The organism is Mesorhizobium sp. XAP4 (genome assembly GCF_029269325.1).
GTDB lineage: Bacteria > Pseudomonadota > Alphaproteobacteria > Rhizobiales > Rhizobiaceae > Mesorhizobium > Mesorhizobium ciceri.
The window spans coordinates 95,467-115,585 of the sequence record NZ_JARIXW010000007.1; the positions used below are offsets into that span (position 1 = coordinate 95,467).

Here is a 20,119-nt window from a genome sequence, read left to right on the forward strand (position 1 = left end):
CCGCTTACGGAATTTTCAATGAATATTCAGACGAATCCTGCCCAAATCGAGAAGACAAGCGCGAGCTTCCCGGCCATCACCGAAGAGCCGATCCGCTCCAATTACCTGCCCGAAGAGCGCCTTCGGCTGCTCGGTGAAAGCCTGGCGAAAGGCGACCTCACCGACCTGTTCGGCCTGACGCCCTTCGATTTTCAGGCCCGTATCCGCGACAGCGCCAAGAAGATTTTGGAAGTCTACCGGTCGACCAATGCGGCGCAGGCGAGGGGCGAGACGATCACGCCGGCGGCACAATGGCTGCTCGACAACAATTACCTGGTCGAAGAGACCATTTTCCAGGTCAAGCGCGACCTGCCGCGCCGCTTCTATCGCCAGCTGCCGACCTTGAAACTGCCTGACGGCGGCAGCGTGCCGCGCGCGCTGGCGCTGGCCTGGACCTATGTCGCACATTCGGACAGTTCCGTTTCGGCGACGATGTTCAAGTCCATCGTCCAGGGTTTTCAGTCGGTCGAGCCGCTGAAGATCGGCGAACTCTGGGCGCTGCCTTCGCTGTTGCGCTTCGTGCTGATCGAAAATCTGCGCCGGCTGGCGGTCAGGGTCAATCGAACCCGTCAGATGCGTCAGATCGCCAACGATGTGGCCGACAATGTCCTGGCCACCGACGACAGCGCCGACCGGCAGTCGATCCTGTCCAATTTCAGCGCACACGCACAGGACACCACCTTCGCCACCCAGCTGCTCTATCGCCTGCGCGATGGCTCGCAGAATGCCGGCAAGGCTCTGGAGTGGCTGGAAGGCGAGCTCGAAAAGACCGGCTCCGATGCCGAGGAAATCATCATTTCCGAACATCACACGTTGTCCAGCGGCAATGTGACGACGGGCAACATCATTCGTGGCCTGCGCCTCATCAACGACGTCGATTGGACCGTGTGGTTCGAAGGCGTCAGCCGCATCGACACCGTGCTGCGCGAGCGCACCGATTTCGCCGCGCTCGACTTCTTCTCGCGCGACCAGTACCGGACCGCGATCGAGGAATTGGCGCGCCGCTCGAACCTTTCGGAATATCGCGTCGCCGAGAAGGCCATCGAGCTGGCCGGCCACGCCGCCAGCGATGGCGACGGCGACGTCGTTTTAACCGGGTCCGCCCACACCGATGTCGGCTTCTTTCTCGTCGGCCCACGCCGGCTCGAGCTGGAGAAGGCGATCGGCTATCGACCCACCATCAGCCAGACAGTCAAGCGTGCCTTCCGCAAGACCGGCTGGCTCGGCATCGTCGTACCCGTGTTTGCGCTGACGGCGCTGCTTCTCGTCCTCTCCGGCAACGCGCTTGCCAATCTCGGCCTGTCGGTGCCCTCGATCGTCCTCATGCTGGCGCTTTTTGCCGTGCCGGCCAGCGAGGGCGCGCTCGCCTTCTTCAACACGGTCGTTTCGCTGTTCCTGAAACCGACGCGCCTCGTCGGCTACGATTACCGGCACGGCGTGCCGCCCGAGGCGCGCACGCTGGTGGTGGTGCCGTCGCTGATCGGCTCGCGCGACGATGTCGAGGAAAACATCCGCAATATCGAGGTGCATCATCTCGCCAACACGGCCGATGAAATCCATTTCGCGCTGCTGTCGGACTGGCCGGACTCGAAGACCGAGATCGATGCTGCCGACACCGAAATCCTCGAATTCGCGCGTGCCGAGATCGCTCGCCTCAACGCACGCTATCCCTCCGAAGGCGCGCCGCGCTTCTATATCCTGCACCGGCGCCGGCTCTTCAATGCGGCGCAAGGGTCGTGGATGGGCTGGGAGCGCAAGCGCGGCAAGCTGCATGAACTCGACCTTCTGCTGCGCGGCGACAGCGACACCACGTTCCTGCCGCTCGACGTGCCGCTGCCGGAGAACGTCGTCCACGTGATGACGCTCGATGCCGACACGCGCACCACCCGTGACGCGGTCGCCACCCTCGTAGGCAAGCTCTGCCACCCGCTCAACCGGCCGCATTTCGATGCCAGCAAGCGCGTCGTCACCGCCGGCTACGCGATCCTGCAGCCGCGCATCACCGCGTCGCTGACATCAGGCGACGATGCGTCGTTCTTCCAGCGGGTGTTCTCGGCCAATCGCGGCCTCGACCCTTATGTCTTTGCCGTGTCCGATCTCTATCAGGACGTTTTCGGCGACGGGTCCTTCACCGGCAAGGGCCTCTATCACGTCGACGCCTTCGAGGCCGCCCTGCAGGGCCGCATCGAGGAAAACACCATCCTCAGCCACGATCTGCTGGAAGGCGCGCTGGCGCGCTCGGCGCTGGTCACCGACGTCGAACTGGTCGAGGACTATCCGACCCGCTACTCGGTCGACGCCTCGCGCCACCATCGCTGGGCACGCGGCGACTGGCAGTTGCTCGGCTTCATGCTCGATCCGCGCTCCGGCGTGCCGGCGCTGTCGCGCTGGAAGATGATCGACAATCTGCGCCGCTCGCTGACGCCGATCTTCTGGGTGATGGCGGCGATTGCCGGCTGGACGCTGCTGCCCTTCACACAGGCCGCGCAATGGCAGGCCCTGCTGATCCTCAGCCTGTTCATGGCGCCGACATTCGACATCGTCAACGCCATCCTGCCCAAGAGCGGCGACCAGACGCCACGCGGCCATTTCTCGGCCCTGGCACGCGACGTCGCCTTCGGCACCGCCATGGTGGCGCTGAAGATCGTCCTGATGGCGCACAACGCCTGGATGATGGGCGATGCCATCGTGCGCACGCTCTATCGGTTGTTCGTCAGCCGCCAGAACCTTTTGGAATGGCGCACCGCCTCGCAGGCGCACAAGGCGGGCGACAACGATGTCGGTTCGTATTACGGCATGATGTATGGCGCCGTGATCATCGGCTTCGTCGGCCTTGCCATTCCGGTACTGGCCGATTCGACCGGCGCCTTCGTTGCCTTCTTCTTCGCGCTGTTCTGGATTGGCTCGCCCGCCATCGCCAGCTGGATCAGCCGTTCGGCTGAAACCGAGGATCGCTTGCGCATATCGCAGGCCGATATCCATACGTTGCGCACGGTGGCGCGGCGCACATGGCATTATTTCGAAAGCTTCGTGACGGCAGAGCATCACCATCTGCCGCCCGACAATTTCCAGGAAAGCCCGGCACCGGTGGTGGCGCCTCGTACTTCGCCCACCAATATCGGCGTCTACCTGCTGTCCGTCGTTTCCGCCCGCGACTTCGGCTGGATCAGCCTGTCCGACGCCATCACCCGCATCGACGCCACCATGGCCACGATCGAGGGCATGCCGCGTGAGCGCGGTCACCTCTTCAACTGGTACGACACCACGACGCTGAAGCCGCTCTATCCGCTTTACATCTCGGCAGTCGACAGCGGCAATCTGGCCGGCCATCTGGTGGCGGTGGCGGCCGCCTGCGCCGAATGGGCGGAGGCGCCCTCCGTCCACCTCCAGGGCGATTTCGAAGGCATTCTGGACACGGTCACCATCCTCAGCGAAAGCCTCGATGATCTGCCCGACGACCGCCGTCAGCTGCGCCCGCTGCGCCAGCGCCTCGCCGACCGTCTCGACGGCATGCGGCGCGCTGTCGACACCATCAAGGCGCAGCCCGAAATGGCGTCGATCCGCACCATCAACCTGGCTGTGCTGGCAGGCGAGATCCGCAAATTGGCCACCGCCATCCATACCGAGGCGGTGTCGCCCCAGAGCGACGTCATCGTCGACTGGGCGGCAAGGCTGGAAGCCACCTGCGAAGCGCACGTCCATGACGCGCACAGCGACGACAATGCCGTCGAGGCGCTGCGTGCCAAGCTGCTCACCTTACGCGAGCGCACCCGCCGCTATGCCTTCGAGATGGATTTCTCCTTCCTGATGCGGCCGGAGCGCAAGCTGCTGTCGATCGGCTACCGGGTCGAGGAACACCAGCTCGACGAAAGCTGCTACGACCTTCTGGCTTCCGAAGCACGGCTGACCAGCCTGTTCGCCATCGCCAAGGGCGATCTGCCGACCGAGCACTGGTTCAGGCTTGGCCGGCCGATCGTCGAAATCGGTTTCCAGGGCGCGCTGATGTCCTGGTCCGGCTCGATGTTCGAATATCTGATGCCGCCGCTGGTCATGAAGGAGCCGCAGGGCTCAATCCTCAACCAGACCAGCAAGCTGATCATCAAGCGCCAGATCCAGTATGGCCGCCAGAAGAACGTGCCGTGGGGCATTTCGGAGGCCGCCTACAATGCCCGCGACCGCGAACTGACCTACCAATATACCAATTTCGGCGTTCCAGGCCTCGGGCTGAAGCGCGGTCTTGGCCAGAACACGGTGATCGCGCCTTACGCCACCATACTGGCGGCCCAGTTCAATCCGCGTGAAGCCGTGCTGAATCTCGCCCGATTGCGGGAGATCGGGGCGCTCGGCCGCCACGGCTACTACGATGCCGTCGACTTCACGCCACAGCGCGTGCCGGAAGGCACGGACCATGTCGTCGTCCAGAATTATATGGCCCACCATTCGGGCATGTCGATCGCGGCGGTTGCCGACGCCATCTTCGAAGGTCGCATGCGCGACCGCTTCCACAGCGATCCGGTCATCGAATCGGCCGAACTCTTGCTGCAGGAGAGGGCGCCGCGCGACATCCCGACCGCGACCGTCAGGACCGAGGCCGACGAACGCTCCAAGGACGAGACCGAAGTCGACAGCCCCGACACCCGCATCGTGCTCAATCCGCTGCAGTCGCTGCGGTCGACCAACGTCATGTCGAACGGCCGCTATTCGGTGATGGTCAGCGCGACCGGCTCGGGCTACAGCCGCTGGGGCGATCTCTCCGTCACCCGCTGGCAGCCGGATCCGACCGAGGACCGGCTCGGCTCCTACATCTTCCTGCGTGACGCCGGCACCGGCGACTGGTGGTCGGCTACAGCCGAACCGAAGCGAGCCGCCGAGGAAAAGGCGCAGACCTTGTTCTCCGACGACAAGGCGAGCTTCGTCAAATCGGTGGGCACGTTGCGCTCCGAGGTCGAATGTATCGTCATCTCGGAAGGCAATGGCGAGGGCCGTCGGGTCACGCTCTACAATGACGGTCCGTCCGACCGTCACATCGAAGTGACCTCCTTTGCCGAGCTGGTGCTCGGCCTGGAGGCGTCCGACAACGCGCATCCGGCCTTCTCGAAGATGTTCGTGGAAACCGAAATCTCTGCGAACAACGCGGCGATCTTCGCCACGCGGCGCAAGCGCGAGACCAGCGAGCCCGATATCGCCATGGTGCATTTCGTCACCGATCCGTCCGGATCGGCGCGCGACGCCGAGGCCGAGACCGACAGGCGCGCCTTCATCGGCCGTGGCCGCACCATCGTCGACGCAGCCGCTTTCGACCCGGGCGCCAGGCTGGGCGGCCACTCAGGCTTTACGCTCGATCCCGTCGCCTCGCTGCGCCGCCAGGTGCGCGTGCCGGCCAACAAGAAGATATCGCTGACCTTCTGGACGGTTGTCGGCGCCGGCCGTGCCGAACTGGACGAAGCCATCGCCCGCCTCGACCATCCGGAGAGCTTTGCCCGCCAGGCCATGCTTGCCTGGACGCGGAGCCAGGTGCAGACCCGCCACATGGGCCTCAGCCTGACCGATGCCGCCAATGTGCAGAAGCTGGCGCGCTATCTGATCTATCCGGATCCGTTCCTGCGTCTTCCCGCCGAATCCATCGCCTCGGGGCTGGGCAAGCAGTCGAGCCTGTGGCCGACAAGCATTTCCGGCGATTTCCCGATCTTCCTGGTCAGGATCGGCGATGTCGCCGATCTCGAAATCGTCGCTCAGGCGCTGCGGTTCCAGGAATATATGCGCACCCGCGGCATGATGATCGACTTCGTCGTCGTCAACGAGCAGGCGTCCTCCTATGTCCAGGACCTGCAGCGGGCGGTCGAGACGCTGTGCGAAAACAGCCGTCTGCGCGGCAAGGAGCTCGGGCCGCGCCAGCACATTTTCGCGGTGCGCCGCGATCTTATGGACGAGACCACCTACAAGACGCTGCTCGCCGTCGCCCGCGTCGTCCTGCACACGCGCAACGGCACCATCTTCGACCAGATCGAGCGCGCCGAGGCGGCGGCCCTGCAGGCGCGGGATGCTCTGGCAACGTTGCCGATTCCGCGTGAATTGCCGTCGCCGACACCCACGACGCATACTCCTGCCTCGCAGGCGGTGGCCAATGTCAGCGCCGATGGCAGCGGACTCAGCCAATGGAACGGCTTTGGCGGTTTCGACGGCGACGGACGGCACTATGTCGTGCGCCTGGCCGGGCGGCGCACGACGCCGCAGCCGTGGATCAACGTCGTCTCCAACGCCTCGTTCGGGTTCCACACCTCCGCCGAGGGCGCAGCCTTCACCTGGAGCCGAAACAGCCGCGACTACCAATTGACGCCGTGGTCGAATGATCCGGTCTCGAACCGCCCGGGCGAGGGCCTCTATATCTACGATCAGGCCAGCGGCAAGGCATTCTCGCCGCTCGCCGCCATGGTGCGCGATCCCTCGATGACCTACGAGGCCTGGCACGGCCAGGGTTTCTCGACCTTCCGCTCGAAGCGCGGACCGTTGTCGATGGACCTTACCCATGTCGTCGATCCGGTCGATTCCCTGAAAATCTCGCGGCTGCGCATCCAGAATTCCGGCTCGGTGCCGGCGCGGCTGCGTGTCTATGCCTATGCCGAATGGGTGCTCGGCGGGCATCGGTCGCGCACTGCGGCAACCATCGTCCCGTCGCGGGATGCCGCCAGTGGGGCGCTGCTCGCACAAAACCCCTACGGGCTGGATTTCGGCGAGCGGGTTGCGTTCCTGGCGGCCGACGGCGGCGTCCATTCGGTGACGACAGACCGATCGGAGTTCCTGGGCCGGCATGGCTCCAGCGAGCTACCGCAGGCGGTGCTGAGCGGTGCGGCGCTGTCTGGCCGTGTCGAGGCCGGCGACGATCCGTGCGCGGCGATTGCCCGCGACGTCGAGATCCCGGCAGGCGGCGACGTGACGCTGCTCTGGCTGCTCGGCGACGCCGAGTCGGTCGAGGAGGCGAGCGCGCTGGTGCAGGAGCATCGGGCCAAGGACTTCGACCAGCGATTGGCCGACAATGAGCGCGAATGGCGCGGCTTCCTCGACACCATCCAGGTCGAGACGCCCGACAAGGCGCTCGACGCCATGGTCAACCACTGGCTTCCCTATCAAAGCCTGGCCTGCCGCATCCGCGCCCGCTCGGCCTTCTATCAGGCCAGCGGCGCCTTCGGCTTCCGCGACCAGTTGCAGGATACGCTGGCGCTGCTGGCACATGACCCGCAGCTGGCGCGCGACCAGATCCTCAACGCGGCGCGGCGGCAGTTCCCCGAAGGCGACGTGCAGCACTGGTGGCTGCCGCGCACGGGTGCTGGCGTACGCACGTTGATCTCCGACGACGTGGTCTGGCTTGCCCACGCTACGGCGCGCTATTTGCTGGTCACTGGCGATGCCTCCATCCTCAAGGAGCAATTGGCCTTCATCGATGGACAGCCGCTGGGCGAGGGCGAGCACGATGCCTTCTTCACCCCGGAAATCTCGAAGAAGACAGCGACGCTCTACGACCATTGCGCGCGTGCGCTCGATCTCGCCATCAAGCGCAGCAGCCCCGCGGGCCTGCCGCTGATCCTCGGCGGCGACTGGAACGACGGCATGAACCGCGTCGGCGAGCACGGCAAGGGCGAGAGCGTCTGGCTCGGCTGGTTCCTGCTGAAGACGCTGGGCGATTTCGCGCCCGTCGCCAAGACCGAGGGTGATGCCAAGCGAGCACAGGCCTGGGCAAAGCATGCCGATGTTCTGAAGCGGGCGCTTGAGAGCACCGCATGGGACGGCGAATGGTACCGGCGCGGCAGTTTCGACGACGGCACGCCTTTGGGGTCTCGCAACTCGCAGGAGTGCAAGATCGACTCGATCGCCCAGTCCTGGAGCGTGCTTTCGGGAGAGGGCGACCCGGCACGGTCGACCACCGCCATGGAGCAAGCAACGAAGCTGCTCGTCGACGACAAGCTGAAGATCGTCAAGCTGTTCACGCCGCCATTCTCGAAGACGGAAAAGGACCCCGGTTACATCAAGAGCTATCCGCCTGGCGTGCGCGAGAATGGCGGCCAGTACACCCACGCCGCCACATGGTTCGTCATCGCGCTTGCCGAGATGGGGCAGGTCGACGAGGCCTATCGTTGTTTCTCGATGCTGAATCCCGTCAACCACGCGACCGACGAGGCCACGGCCGAGCACTATCGAGTGGAGCCCTATGTCGTGGCGGCCGACATCTATGCCGGGGACGACAATGCCGGCAACGGCAAGGGCGGCCGTGGCGGCTGGACCTGGTACACCGGCTCTGCCGGCTGGCTCTACAGGGCTGCAGTCGAAGGCATTCTGGGCATCGAACGGCGCGGCAAGCGTGTCCAGTTCAAGCCGAAGCTGCCAAGCCACTGGGATGGGTACTCGGCAAATCTCAAAATGCTGGGGGCGGAACTCAAGGTTCGCGTCATCCGCGACAATAAGGCCAAGGCCGTGTCGCTGGAGGTGAATGGGGCAAAGACCAAGGCTTCGGCAGTCGAGCTGAAGGACGGCGAAGTTGCCGAGGTTGTCGTCAGGATCCCGGCCTGAGGCCTGTTGCCCAAAAAGCATGCGCTCGGGGCGGGGTTCCGGGCCGCGACTTTTGTCACCACGGCGGATGAGAGGCCCCATCCCGCCTGGCGTTGCCGTCTGCCGTTGACGGGCATCTCGCCGAGAGGTCTATGAAATCAAAGGCTTGAGGCGTCCCATAGGAGTAGCCGCGAGCGGTGAGGGTTTGGCCACCCTTCGCCTGGAAGGGCATCCTGCAGCTTTGTTTTGCTTTATACTTCGCGAAAGGCGATTTCGGCCTCAGTCATCCGCCCGACATTGTTGCTGATTAAAATTATGGCAGCACGTGCCAACTGCCATGATTTCGCCGCATGCCTGACATTTTACCTGTCTTCTCAAACCGTTAGGTGATCACGGCAGATTTCGGAACGTCGCCATCTTTTGTTCGCTCTAAGGGAACTGAAGGGGTACACGGCCATTGTTTTGCGACGTATCAACCGGTACGAATAAAATGATGCAGTGCACAATAAACAGCGTGGCGGAGTAACTGGGGTGACCCTTCTGCAAATCTACTGGCGAGCTCTCGGTTATCTGGCCGCGGACAGGAAACGCGTTGCGTTGATCTGTTCGGCCAACGTGGCTCTCGCCATCGTAGCGCTTCTCGAGCCGATTATGTTCGGTCGCGTCATCGGCGCCATCTCCGAGCGTGGCTCTGTCTTCACCACGCTGGTCATGTGGGCCGGTCTCGGCGCCTTCAACATCGTTGCCTTCGTCATGGTGGCGCGCGGCGCTGACCGTTTCGCCCATGCTCGGCGCAGCGAAGTGCTTTGCGAGTCGTTCGAGCGCGTGATCACCATGCCGCTCGCCTGGCACCATCAGCACGGCACCTCCAATGCGCTGCACACGATGCTGCGCGCCGTCGAAACCCTGTTCAGCCTTTGGCTCGAATTCATGCGCCAGCATCTGTCCACGGCTGTCGCCCTCGTGCTGCTGGTCCCGACCGCGATCAGCATGGACCTGCGCATGTCGCTGGTGCTGCTTGGCCTCGGGCTGCTCTATGTCGGCATCGGCCGGATGGTCATGCGCCGCACCAAGGCGGGCCAGGCCGCGGTCGAGCGCCACTACCACAAGGTGTTCGCGCATGTGACCGACTCGGTCAGCAACGTTGCGGTGCTGCAGAGCTACAATCGGCTCGGCCACGAGGCCGATACGCTGCGCCGCTACGTCAAGAACCTGCTCGACGCGCAGAACCCTGTGCTCGACTGGTGGGCGCTGGCCAATGCCTTGCACCGTCTGTCATCGGCAATCTCGATGCTGATCGTGTTGTCGATCGGCTCCTATCTCGTGACTCATGGTCAGTTGGGTGTCGGCGACGTCATTGCCTTCACCGGTTTTGCCACGATGCTGATCGCTCGCCTCGACCAGATGTCGGCTTTCGCCAACCAGATTTCCGAGGCCCGTGCCAAGCTCGAGGATTTCTACCATCTCGAGGACTCCGCGGCTGATTCCGCCGAGCCGGACGGCTTGCGCGATCTTTCCAACGTCACCGGCCATGTGCGCTTCGAGAATGTCGGCTTTGAATTCGCCAATTCCGGCCAAGGCATCGACGACGTGTCCTTCGAGGTGCAGGCGGGCCAGACCGTCGCCATCGTGGGCCCGACGGGTGCCGGCAAGACCACGCTCATCAACCTGCTGCAGCGTGTCTTCTCGCCGTCCCATGGCCGTATCCTGATCGACGGCATCGACACCCGCACCGTGACCCGCAAGTCGGTGCGCCATTCGATCGCCACGGTGTTCCAGGATGCCGGCCTGCTCAACCGCTCGATCGAGGACAACATTCGTGTCGGCCGCGCCGATGCAAGCAATGACGAGATCCATGCCGCTGCCAATGCGGCTGCCGCACAGGACTTCATCCTGTCCAAGAGCAATGGCTACGACACGGTGGTTGGCGAACGTGGCGGCCAGCTGTCGGGCGGCGAACGTCAGCGCATCGCCATTGCCCGTGCCGTGCTGAAGGACGCACCGATCCTGGTGCTCGACGAGGCGACCAGCGCGCTCGACGTCGAGACCGAGGACCGCGTCAAGGAAGCGATCGACGAACTGCGCCGCGACCGCACCACCTTCATCATCGCCCACCGCCTGACCACCGTTCGCGACGCCGATCTGGTCGTGTTCATGGACAAGGGCAGGGTGGTCGAGATGGGCGGCTTCACCGAGCTGTCGCTGCGCAATGGCCGCTTTGCCAGCCTGCTGCGCGCTGGCGGCCTGCTCAACGACGAGGAGGTCCGCCGCCTCAGCCGCACCGTGCTGCAACAGCAGGAAGCGGCCGCCTGATCAGGCACGTCTCTGCCTTCTCCCACAGGGGAGAAGGCAAAGCGCTGCAGCCCTGCGACACCACCGCTCGATTGCCCCGAACGCCGCGGCGGTTTATGTAGAACCGCATGAGCGACACGACTTCACGCCTAACAAGCTGGATGGATCTCGCCAACCCGACGCGCTTCGTCGGGCTGGCGGACAAGGTCGTGCCATGGCTGGCCACGATCGCCGCACTGACCCTCGCAGTCGGGCTCTATATGAGCTTTGCCGCGCCTGAGGATTTCCAGCAAGGCATCACCGTTCGCATCATGTACATCCACGTGCCTTTCGCCTGGCTGGCCATGATGTGCTACACGCTGATGGCGGTTTCCGCACTCGGCACGCTCGTCTGGCGGCATCCGCTGGCCGATGTCGCGCTGAAATCAGCCGCCCCCATCGGTGCGGTCTTCACCGCGCTGGCGCTGATCACCGGTTCGATCTGGGGTAAGCCGATGTGGGGCACCTGGTGGGTCTGGGATGCGCGGCTGACCTCGGTCTTCGTGCTGTTCCTGATGTATCTCGGCATCATCGCGCTGACCCGTGCGCTCGACGATGCCAGCCGCGCCGCCTGGGCCGCCGCCATCATCACGCTGGTCGGCTTCATCAACATCCCGATCATCAAGTTCTCGGTCGACTGGTGGAACACGCTGCATCAGCCGGCCTCGGTGTTCCGCATGGGCGGCTCCACCATCGACCCCAGCCTGCTGTGGCCGCTGCTGGTCATGGCGCTCGGCTTCACCGTGCTGTTCTTCGCGCTGCACCTGATGGCGATGCGCACCGAAATCCGCCGTCGCAGGATTATCGCCATGCGCAGGGTCGCGGCTCGGCAGGCGGAGCGCTCTCCCCCTTCTCCCCTTGTGTGAGAAGGCAAGACGCTTCTTAGTTCACCCCATCCTTCCGCGCGCCGCCACCGGCAGCGTTTCCAGCACTTTGTCGCCGTCGGCCAGGTTGACCTCGTTGAACAAGTTTGTGACGACGCAGCAATGGTCGGGCACGACACGCACGCGCTCGCCGATGCGCAGCCTGCCGTCACCCGAAAGCGTGACGGTGCCGTGCTCCTCGCTCAGCCCCGTCACCCGCGCTCCCGGCACGCCGGGCAACTCGCCGAAATCGGCGAGACCCAGCGTGTCGCTGGACAGCGCCTTGCTGCCGGCATCGAGGATAGCGCGCGTCGCGGTGGGATGACTGACCACCGTCGACAGCACCGTCAGCGCGCAATCGTCGAGCGTGCCGACGCCTTTGGCGACCTGATAGCGGTCGAGATAGATGTAGGTGCCTGGACGATACTCCGTGACAACAGATGTATCGCTGGAGCGCCACATATCCGGCGTGCCGCCGCTGGAGATGCGTTCGCAGGCGAGGCCCGATGCGGCCAGCGCCTGCTTGGCGTCGGCGAGCCAGGCTTCGGCCTCCGCTGCCTTCCCGGCGGCCGGGTAGGTCATCAGTCCTCCGAAGGCGAGGCCACCGGCTCTGTCGATCTGTCTTGCCAGCGCAACCGCTTCATCGGCCGACTGCACGCCGCAGCGTCCCATGCCGGTGTCGCATTCGACCAGCACCGGTAGACGATGACCGGCATCGGTGAAGGTGGTTGCCAGCCCTTCGAGCGTCTCCATGCTGTCCGCTGTCACCGACAGGGTGACGCGCCCGTGCAGCGCCAGAAGCCGCTCCAGCTTGGCGCGCCCAAGGATGTTGTAGGGAAGAAAAATATCGGCCAGCCCGGCATCGGCCATCACCTCGGCCTCGCCGATCTTCTGGCAGGTGATGCCAACGGCGCCGGCCGCCACCTGCTTCTTCGCCCAATAGGGCAATTTGTGCGTCTTGATATGCGGCCTGAGCTTCAGCCCGTTCTTGTCGGCATGCGCCTGGGCGCGGGCAATGTTGGCTTCGGCGCGCGCGGCGTCGATGAGAATCGACGGCGTATCGAGGTCGTGGACGGTCGGCATCATCTTTCACCCCATGAGGAATCCGCGGGTTTTATGGCCCTGAAAATCCGCGATGTCACGCGGCCAGCGAAGCGGATCTGTGGTCCATGCGCCTAAGCGCAAGACCGGGCAGGCGGCGAGATGGATCGACACCGCATCGACGTTCGGCTATGCGATTTGCCAGACAAATCGATACGAAGGGATCATGATCATGAAGCGCTCCGCCATCAACGACATCATCCGCGAAGCCGACGCTTTCATCCGCTCGTTCGGCTACATCATGCCGCCCTTCGCCTATTGGTCGCCGCAGGAGGCGAAGGCGCGCCAGGTCGACTCGTCGGCGGTGTTCACCTCGCGGCTCGGCTGGGACATCACCGATTACGGGCAAGAGAAATTCAGGGAACTCGGCCTGTTCCTGTTCACCGTTCGCAATGGCCGCTACGAGGACATGAAGAAGGGCATGGGCATGCTCTATGCCGAGAAGATCATGATCTCGCGCAAGGACCAGCTGTCGCCGATGCATCGCCACAACATCAAGGCCGAGGACATCATCAACCGTGGCGGCGGCAAGCTGGTGCTGGAACTGTTTATGCATGACCGCGACGGCGGCATCGATCCCAAGGCCGAGGTTTCGGTGCCTGTCGACGGAACCATCCACAGGCTGCCTGCGGGCGGGCTCCTGAAGCTCGACCCGGGCCAGAGCGTCACGCTGCTGCCCGGCGTCTGGCATGCCTTTTGGGCCGAGGGCAAGGATGTGCTGATCGGCGAGGTCTCGACCGTCAACGACGATCTCACCGACAATGTGTTTCGCGAACCGATCGGCCGTTTTTCCAACATCGACGAAGACGTTGCCCCGATCCATCTGCTGGTGTCCGACTACGAGAAGTGGCTGGGGTAAGGGGCCGCTCCACGCCCTCGGCGACGCCAGTCACACGACCGTGTGACTAGTCACACGGTCGAAAGTGGGTAGGCCGTAGCGCCTACCTACTGCGATCCTTGTTCGACCGATCCTGCCGCTTCGTCCTTGAAGACGACCTTTGTGCCTTTTTGCACTTCAGAGGCGAGGTCTTCGGCATCCCAGTTGGTCAGCCTGATGCAACCATGCGAGAAGGTCTTTCCGATCTTGCCTGGGTCCGGAGTCCCGTGAATGCCGTAGCTATCGATGGACAAGTCGATCCAGACCGATCCCACCGGATTGTTTGGCCCGGCAGCGATCGTGAAGGGGCGCTTGCTCCTCACTCCCTTGAAGGCAAACTCGGGATCGTAATGATAGGTTGGGTGGTGCACCACGCGTTTGACCTCCGCCTGGCCACTCGGCGCGGGCTTCTCCTGACTTCCGATCGAGGCGGGGTACGTCGCAAGCACTTTGCCGGAAGGGTCAAGCACCCGAACCTGGCGAGCGCTCTTGTCGACCTCGACGCTCGCGATGTCTTGCGGCGGATCACCTCGGGTGACAGCTGGCACGAGCAGCTTTTGCCCCGCCTTCCTGAAGCCGATGCCGGGATTGAGCCGTTCAAGCAGTTGCTCGCTGATGTGGAAGCGCTCCGCCATCTTTTCCAGGGCATTGTGGTAGGCCAGCCTGGGCAGGCGGGCCATCCTCTCCATGCGCGCAGGAATTCGCCTGGTGAACGGCCCATGCACATCCTTGCGTGTCAAATCGTAGGTCTCAATCGCGGGGCGCGAGGAGGTCGCGACCAGCTTGTCCCATGTCTCGCGGGTGAGCTTGCCGTCGGCAGGCAATCCGTTGGCCGCTTGGAACGCACTGACTGCCCGGGTGAAGTTCTCTGCCTGGCGGCCATCGATCAGGCCTGGCGAGAAGCGTGCACGATCCAGGAGGATTTGCGCCTTCAGCACGGTCGCACTGACGCCTTTCGCTTCGCTGCCGTCAAATTGGGCGTTGTTGACGGCGGCAGCGTCCAGTTTTGCCGCCGCCGTTGCATCGCATGCGATGACGAGCATGGCGACCGCGACAAGAACGAGCCTGATCATGGAGGTCACACTCCCGTATGGACACCTGCTTCTATGACGTCGCACGGCCGATCTGGTTCCATTTCCTGCAGTTGCGTCCGACTGCCGAGTGCCGTGCGCGCAGTGAACCCGGACCAGGAGCACCCGGCGGTGGCGCGGGTGCATTGTTGATAAGGGTCCGCCATCATCAAGATGAATGGCGACTCCCGTCAGCGCATGTGTTGGCTTCAGAACTGCAGAGACCGGAGCGACAACGGGCCAACGCCCGATTGAGTCCGTCTCCACAGGCTCGGTGACCGAGGAGAGCCAGGATGCAATTTCCTGCCCAGAAGAACAAAGGACCGGCTCAACCAGCCGAGGATGAGCGCCAGGCACGGCTTGAGAAAACAGCCAGGCTCAAGCAGCTTCGCTCCTATGCTTCCTGGCTTTCGTCTGACCCAAACGCCCAACTTCACGATGAGATAGACTGTTCCGTGCTGATCGAAGGCGTGGGGCGACGCAGCATGGAGCCTTGGCTGATCGGCAGGTGACATACCCGGGCGGCGAGGTTTCCACCGCCAACGACGATCTGGTCGACAATTTGTTTGGCTAAAGCAGTTCACCGTTTCACGGAAACGGCGACCCGCTCTAACTCCTTGTTTTGACGCAATTCCGGACGGAAAACCGTTTCACACTTTTCCTGGAATTGCTCTAGCCGATCGGCCGCAACAGTGGCGACAGGCAGACTTCGCGTCAGTGACAGCAGCCTTGCTGCGCGCTCGTCCTGCACAGGCAGGACGAGGTGATCGGTACGTCCGCCTTGGCCAGCGCCGCTGCAAGGCTTGTCTGCAATGTCGGCAATTCATCGGTCTCGCCGCGCCGTTTCAGGCATTCCACAAGCCCGTGCAATGCCCAGACATTGTTCGGATGCTGGGCACAGCGCTGCACCGTGCCGCTCAGGCCCAGATCGTCGCGATAGACCTGTTCTGCTTCCTGCGCGTGACCCTGGTCGAGAAGCAGCGCCGCCAGCGCATGGCGCGGCGGGTGCATCCAGGCCCACGGCTCGGTGTAGGACAGATTGTCGTCAAGCTCGACCGCCTGCCGCAAATGGCCATACGCCTCCTCATGCCGGCCCTGGTGGTACGCCAGCTCGCCGTCGAGCAGGGCGGCACCGACAGCCAGCGAAGCTTGCGCCGGGTTGCTGAGGAAGCGCCGCTCGGGCGCAATGCCTTTCAGATGCCGATGGAACTCTTCGCGCTCACGTTCAGCCTCAGCGAAATGCTTGAGCGTCGCATGCGCCACACCCTTGGCGTAGCGCTGCATGGCCGCCGTCAGCACATAGAGGCCCGGCTCCTCGGTGACCGGTTCGTCGATGATCTCCTGCCAGCGGCCGAAGCGCACCTGCACATGCGATTTCATCGCATGGTAGCCTTCCACCGTCTGCGTGAGCTTGGGCCGGCCCTGGATGGCGACCACGTCGCGCGCGACCAGGCTGCGCACCCTGTCGGCCGCCCACAATGCAGGCTGGTGCTGGCCCGACAACATGCAGGTGAACATCATCAGATGCAGATCGTGGCAGCAGCCGAGCAAATAGTAGGTCGGCTCGTCGGCATAGGCGAGATAGAGGTCGTTGGCGCGCACCGCCTTTTCGCTGGCGCGCTTTGCCTTTTCATACTCGCCGCACAGCACATAGATGTGCCCCGGCATGTGGTTCATGTGCCCGGCATCGGGGCACATTTCGCCGAGCAGATCCGCTGACCGCATGCCGCGCTCCGGCATCGTGGACATTTCCAGGAGATGGATGTGCAGGTGGACGATCGCCGGATGTTGTGCTGCGCCGGCCTCATCGGCAAGCCGGATCGACCGCTCGCAGACGTCGAGCGCCTCGACGACATCGGAATTCGGCGCCGGCGCGCCGGTCTTGAGGTTCCACAGCCGCCGCACCGTGCGCATCATCAGTGCTTCGACCAGCAGTGCCATCACATCATGGTCATCGGGAAAGTCCCGATACACAAGCCGCATCGCGGCGGCATAGGCGTCATCCCAACGTTCGAATTCCTCCAGGCTCACCCGGTGTGGCTTCTGGAAGCGGGCGGCCAGCGCCTCGATCAGCCGCTTCTCGATCTCACTGGCGGCAGCCGCATTGGCCCGCGCCAGCTGGACATGCTCGAAGCAGCGCTTGGTCGCGCTGTCGGCCTCGGCCTCGCCATGTTCCTTCCAGGTCAGATTGTAGAAAGGTCCAGCGGCATAGGCGATGCCCCAATGGACCATCGGACAGTCCGGATCTGTTTCCAGCGCCTTCTCAAAACACTTGATGCCTTCCTCATGGTTGAAGCCGTAGCACCAGTTAAGGCCAATATCGAACCAACGCTGGGTTTCTGTCGAGCGAGTGGAGATGGGGCGGCGGTAGGTGCCGAGGTCGAAGCGGTCCATGTCGTCTCATTTCAATTCTGATTGCCAGCGAGCCAGCTCTGGTCAGACTCCTTCGCCATCAATGTGTGCCGAAACTGGCAGGCATGGCAAACGCAACGAGTGCCATCGCTGCTTGCATTTGGATACTACCGCCCTTAGCCGGTCTCTTCGGGCACCGTTTCATTTTGCCAGCCGGCTAGCTCAGGCAGGTCGTCAAGCCAGCTTTTCTCGGTCATCAAGGCATCGCCGGCCTGCGGAGCAGCCTCGGTGGCGTTTTGAATGAGCCAGTCCATCCACTTCCGATAGGCAGCCGGGGTCAACTCGGGCGGCAGCACCTTGGCCTTGGCCAGCATGCGTTTGCGGAAACTCACCTGCCTGCGGAGTTTCGTCGTCGTGAATTTGATGGTCTTGCCCTGATATTCGACCGTCCAGCGCCCGTCGCCGTGGCTGGCGAGCCTGTCGATGGCGAAGCCGCTATCCACCGGCCTATCCCGCCAAGGAAGCTCGACGGCATTCTTCCTCAGATCGAGTGCCCATCGCCTGTAGTTGGTCCCGGCACGCTGGGGCGGCAGCACCCCTGTCTGTTCGAGCATCTTCCTGCGGAAGGTCGGCTGCTTCTTAAGCTGGCCTGTCGTCAGCTCGATGCGATGCCCGCGGAATTCGACGTGCCAGCGGATCCTGCCATTGCCGAAATACTTGACCAGCCTGTCGATGACGAATTCGTCGTCGGAGAGCGTCACGCAGCCTTGGCTGATGCGTTCGAGAATGAATCGGCTGTCACTGACCATTACGCGTTTGCTCCATGCTCCTCGATGTAGCAGAGGCCGGGTGCCGGGAGTGGAGCGCGACCGGAATCGGCCTCGGCTTCATCGAAGGAAATCACGCAGCCGAGGCGGCCTACAGGAAGGCAGGGTAAGTGACGACACGGCGCGCGATGCGGCGAACGCCGGAATAAATATGCCGGCTCGTCGGATCGACTGGTGTTGCTGGCGGTGTCTTGAATTTCACGCTTGGCGCGTTCGACGGGGTCGCTGGTACAGCACTCCACTCGCTTAATCTGGTGCCATCTGGCAATTGGGGCCAATCCATTTATTTGCCGAAGTATCGAGTTCATTGTCCATGTCGGAGGCGCTGCATACAGGATACCGATCATCACCGCGCCGAGCCATACTTAAGGACTTATACCGGCGAAGGAGTGCATCGTGATCTTGGGGCTGTTGGCCTTGTCGCTGCGACGAAAGCTTCATCATGCAATTGGCAAAAGCATCCGTGCCTTGTTTAAAACCAAAGCCGGTACACTGCGCCTTGTCTTCCGCAGTCTGGGTTTGACTGGCATTCCCCTTGTCTGTCGTGCAGCCAACCAAGAAAGTAACGAACATCAGAAATCCGATGAAGACCAAAGCGCGCATTCCGTTCTTCCTTCGATAATTTCGATCCTTTGACGATCCTATAAATGTCACCCCGCCGCAACCCACCATAGCTGGGATCCCGTCAGGTGGTCGCCAGGGAGCATTTCACGATGATGAGCGTTGGTGATTGTTTTGATCGAGAGAAGAGGAGTGGCTGGGGAACCTGGATTCGAACCAGGACTAACGGAGTCAGAGTCCGTGGGTCTACCGTTAACCTATTCCCCAGCAGGCACGATCTTGAATATCACGATAAACGTGAAAACCGTGCGGGCCGAGCGGGCAAGCCGCTGTGAGCGCTGCCTTGTAGCCGCCAGCGGAAAATAGTCAAGCCTGCTCTGTGCTTCAATGGCACGTTTCGACAGGACGCCACACTTCAGATGCCGGCGCGCGGCGCCCAGTCCAATTCCAGCCTTCAAGGCTCCGTCCGGCTGAACTGCGAGCGTTCGAAGAACAACACCACGCCCAGACCCAGAATCAGCGGGACGATCAGGTAGAACAGCCGGAACACCAGCAGCGCCGCCAGCACGCCGACCGGATCCATGTCCGACAGGCCGGCGAGGAACACCACCTCGAACACGCCGAGTCCGCCCGGCGCATGCGAGATCTGCGCGATCGAGAAGGAGACGAGGAAGACGCCCAGTATGACGAAGTAGCCGGGATTGTGGGCCGCGGGCAGGGCGAAGAAGATGATCGCGGCGGCGGCCAGCAGTTCGATCGGGCCGATCAGCAACTGCCGGGCGACGATCGGCAGCGCCGGATAATGCAGCTGAAAGCTGGCGATCTTCAGCGGGCGCAGATGCAGCCAGCTGCCGAAGACATAGGCGGCGACGAGCAGCAGCATCGCGATACCGGCCGCTTCGGACAGGCCATGATGGGCGATGCCGGAAAATCGGTCGAGTATCTCAGGCTCGAACACCAGAACGAGGCCCGAGGCCAAAATCGTCGACAGCACGAAGGTGATCCAGCAGACCGCCACCAGCACGCCGACATCCTGTCCGGTCAGGCCCCTGGTACCGTAGGCGCGGTAGCGGATGACGGCGCCCGAGAACACCGAACCGCCAATGTTGTGCGACAGCGCATAGGTGGTGAAGGAGCACAGCGTGACGAACAGCCACGACACGCGCTTGCCGATATGCAGAAGCGCGATGTGATCGTAGCCGGCGAGCGAGGCATAGGCGATGATCGAACTCAGCGCGGCAAGGATCCAGCCGCGGGTCGGAATGGCCGTGATACCGTCCCATACATCGTCGAGCGAAATGCCGCGCAGTTCGTGCCAGAGCAGCAGCAGCGAGAAGATCACCGCCGCGATGCCGACGACCGGCCAGAAATAGCGTCTCCAGTTCATTGCCTGACTGCCATGCGTTGCGGGGTCCGCTTCCTTTCGTGGCTGGTGGGAGGCCGGCTGCGCCGGATTCTTCCGCTCATTTCAGAAATGCCTCATCGAAGCCGGCTATTCAACCGCGAACCCTTGTCGCAGCGGCGGCCGGCAAGATTTGTCCGTGGGGCGCCCGAAAG

The 20,119-nt window shown here is 63.2% G+C and carries 11 protein-coding genes and 1 tRNA gene; 5 read left to right on the plus strand and 7 right to left on the minus strand.

Annotation, left to right across the window (positions count from 1 at the left end):
• Positions 1–18: 18 nt before the first annotated feature.
• From P3C39_RS26710 to P3C39_RS26720, 3 genes are all read left to right on the plus strand, one after another.
• On the plus strand, positions 19–8,601 hold the full coding sequence (locus P3C39_RS26710) for a glucoamylase family protein (protein WP_064995466.1): 8,583 nt from the start codon (positions 19–21) through the stop codon (positions 8,599–8,601).
• A 510-nt stretch (positions 8,602–9,111) separates the two neighbouring features.
• Complete coding sequence (locus tag P3C39_RS26715) at positions 9,112–10,893, plus strand: glucan ABC transporter ATP-binding protein/ permease (RefSeq protein WP_013532297.1); 1,782 nt, start codon at positions 9,112–9,114, stop codon at positions 10,891–10,893.
• Positions 10,894–11,000: 107 nt separating this feature from the next.
• A complete protein-coding gene (locus P3C39_RS26720) occupies positions 11,001–11,777 on the plus strand; it encodes a heme ABC transporter permease (RefSeq protein WP_275954719.1) in 777 nt (258 codons plus the stop codon).
• Positions 11,778–11,798: 21 nt separating this feature from the next.
• Here the strand turns inward: P3C39_RS26720 and P3C39_RS26725 are convergent, their stop codons facing one another.
• Positions 11,799–12,857: a D-TA family PLP-dependent enzyme gene (locus P3C39_RS26725; RefSeq protein ID WP_275954761.1), complete on the minus strand. Its 1,059-nt coding sequence runs from the start codon at positions 12,855–12,857 to the stop codon at positions 11,799–11,801.
• A 190-nt stretch (positions 12,858–13,047) separates the two neighbouring features.
• Between P3C39_RS26725 and P3C39_RS26730 the strand changes: the two genes are divergently transcribed.
• On the plus strand, positions 13,048–13,734 hold the full coding sequence (locus tag P3C39_RS26730) for a D-lyxose/D-mannose family sugar isomerase (protein WP_013532294.1): 687 nt from the start codon (positions 13,048–13,050) through the stop codon (positions 13,732–13,734).
• An 86-nt stretch (positions 13,735–13,820) separates the two neighbouring features.
• On the opposite strand, the gene P3C39_RS26735 is transcribed toward P3C39_RS26730, so the two are convergent.
• Entirely contained in the window at positions 13,821–14,825 is a 1,005-nt protein-coding gene (locus P3C39_RS26735) for a L,D-transpeptidase (protein WP_013532293.1), read from the minus strand.
• A 290-nt stretch (positions 14,826–15,115) separates the two neighbouring features.
• On the opposite strand from P3C39_RS26735, the gene P3C39_RS26740 reads away from it, so the two are divergent.
• The gene (locus tag P3C39_RS26740) at positions 15,116–15,334 is read left to right on the plus strand and encodes a hypothetical protein (protein WP_013532292.1); all 219 of its coding nucleotides are present in this window, start codon (positions 15,116–15,118) and stop codon (positions 15,332–15,334) included.
• 202 nt (positions 15,335–15,536) lie between these two features.
• Here the strand turns inward: P3C39_RS26740 and P3C39_RS26745 are convergent, their stop codons facing one another.
• From P3C39_RS26745 to P3C39_RS26765, 5 genes are all read right to left on the minus strand, one after another.
• Positions 15,537–17,216 (minus strand): hypothetical protein, encoded by a 1,680-nt coding sequence (locus P3C39_RS26745; protein WP_275954718.1) that lies wholly within the window; start codon positions 17,214–17,216, stop codon positions 15,537–15,539.
• Between the two features lie 134 nt (positions 17,217–17,350).
• Positions 17,351–17,983 carry a hypothetical protein gene (locus P3C39_RS26750; protein WP_024505763.1) on the minus strand — a complete coding sequence of 211 codons (633 nt, stop codon included), beginning with the start codon at positions 17,981–17,983 and terminating at the stop codon, positions 17,351–17,353.
• 264 nt (positions 17,984–18,247) lie between these two features.
• Positions 18,248–18,604, minus strand: coding sequence for a hypothetical protein (locus P3C39_RS26755; RefSeq protein ID WP_024505762.1), 357 nt, complete (start codon positions 18,602–18,604; stop codon positions 18,248–18,250).
• 151 nt (positions 18,605–18,755) lie between these two features.
• Positions 18,756–18,829 (minus strand) — tRNA-Gln (locus P3C39_RS26760).
• A 187-nt stretch (positions 18,830–19,016) separates the two neighbouring features.
• The gene (locus P3C39_RS26765; RefSeq protein ID WP_275954717.1) at positions 19,017–19,949 is read right to left on the minus strand and encodes a lysylphosphatidylglycerol synthase domain-containing protein; all 933 of its coding nucleotides are present in this window, start codon (positions 19,947–19,949) and stop codon (positions 19,017–19,019) included.
• Positions 19,950–20,119 lie beyond the last annotated feature (170 nt).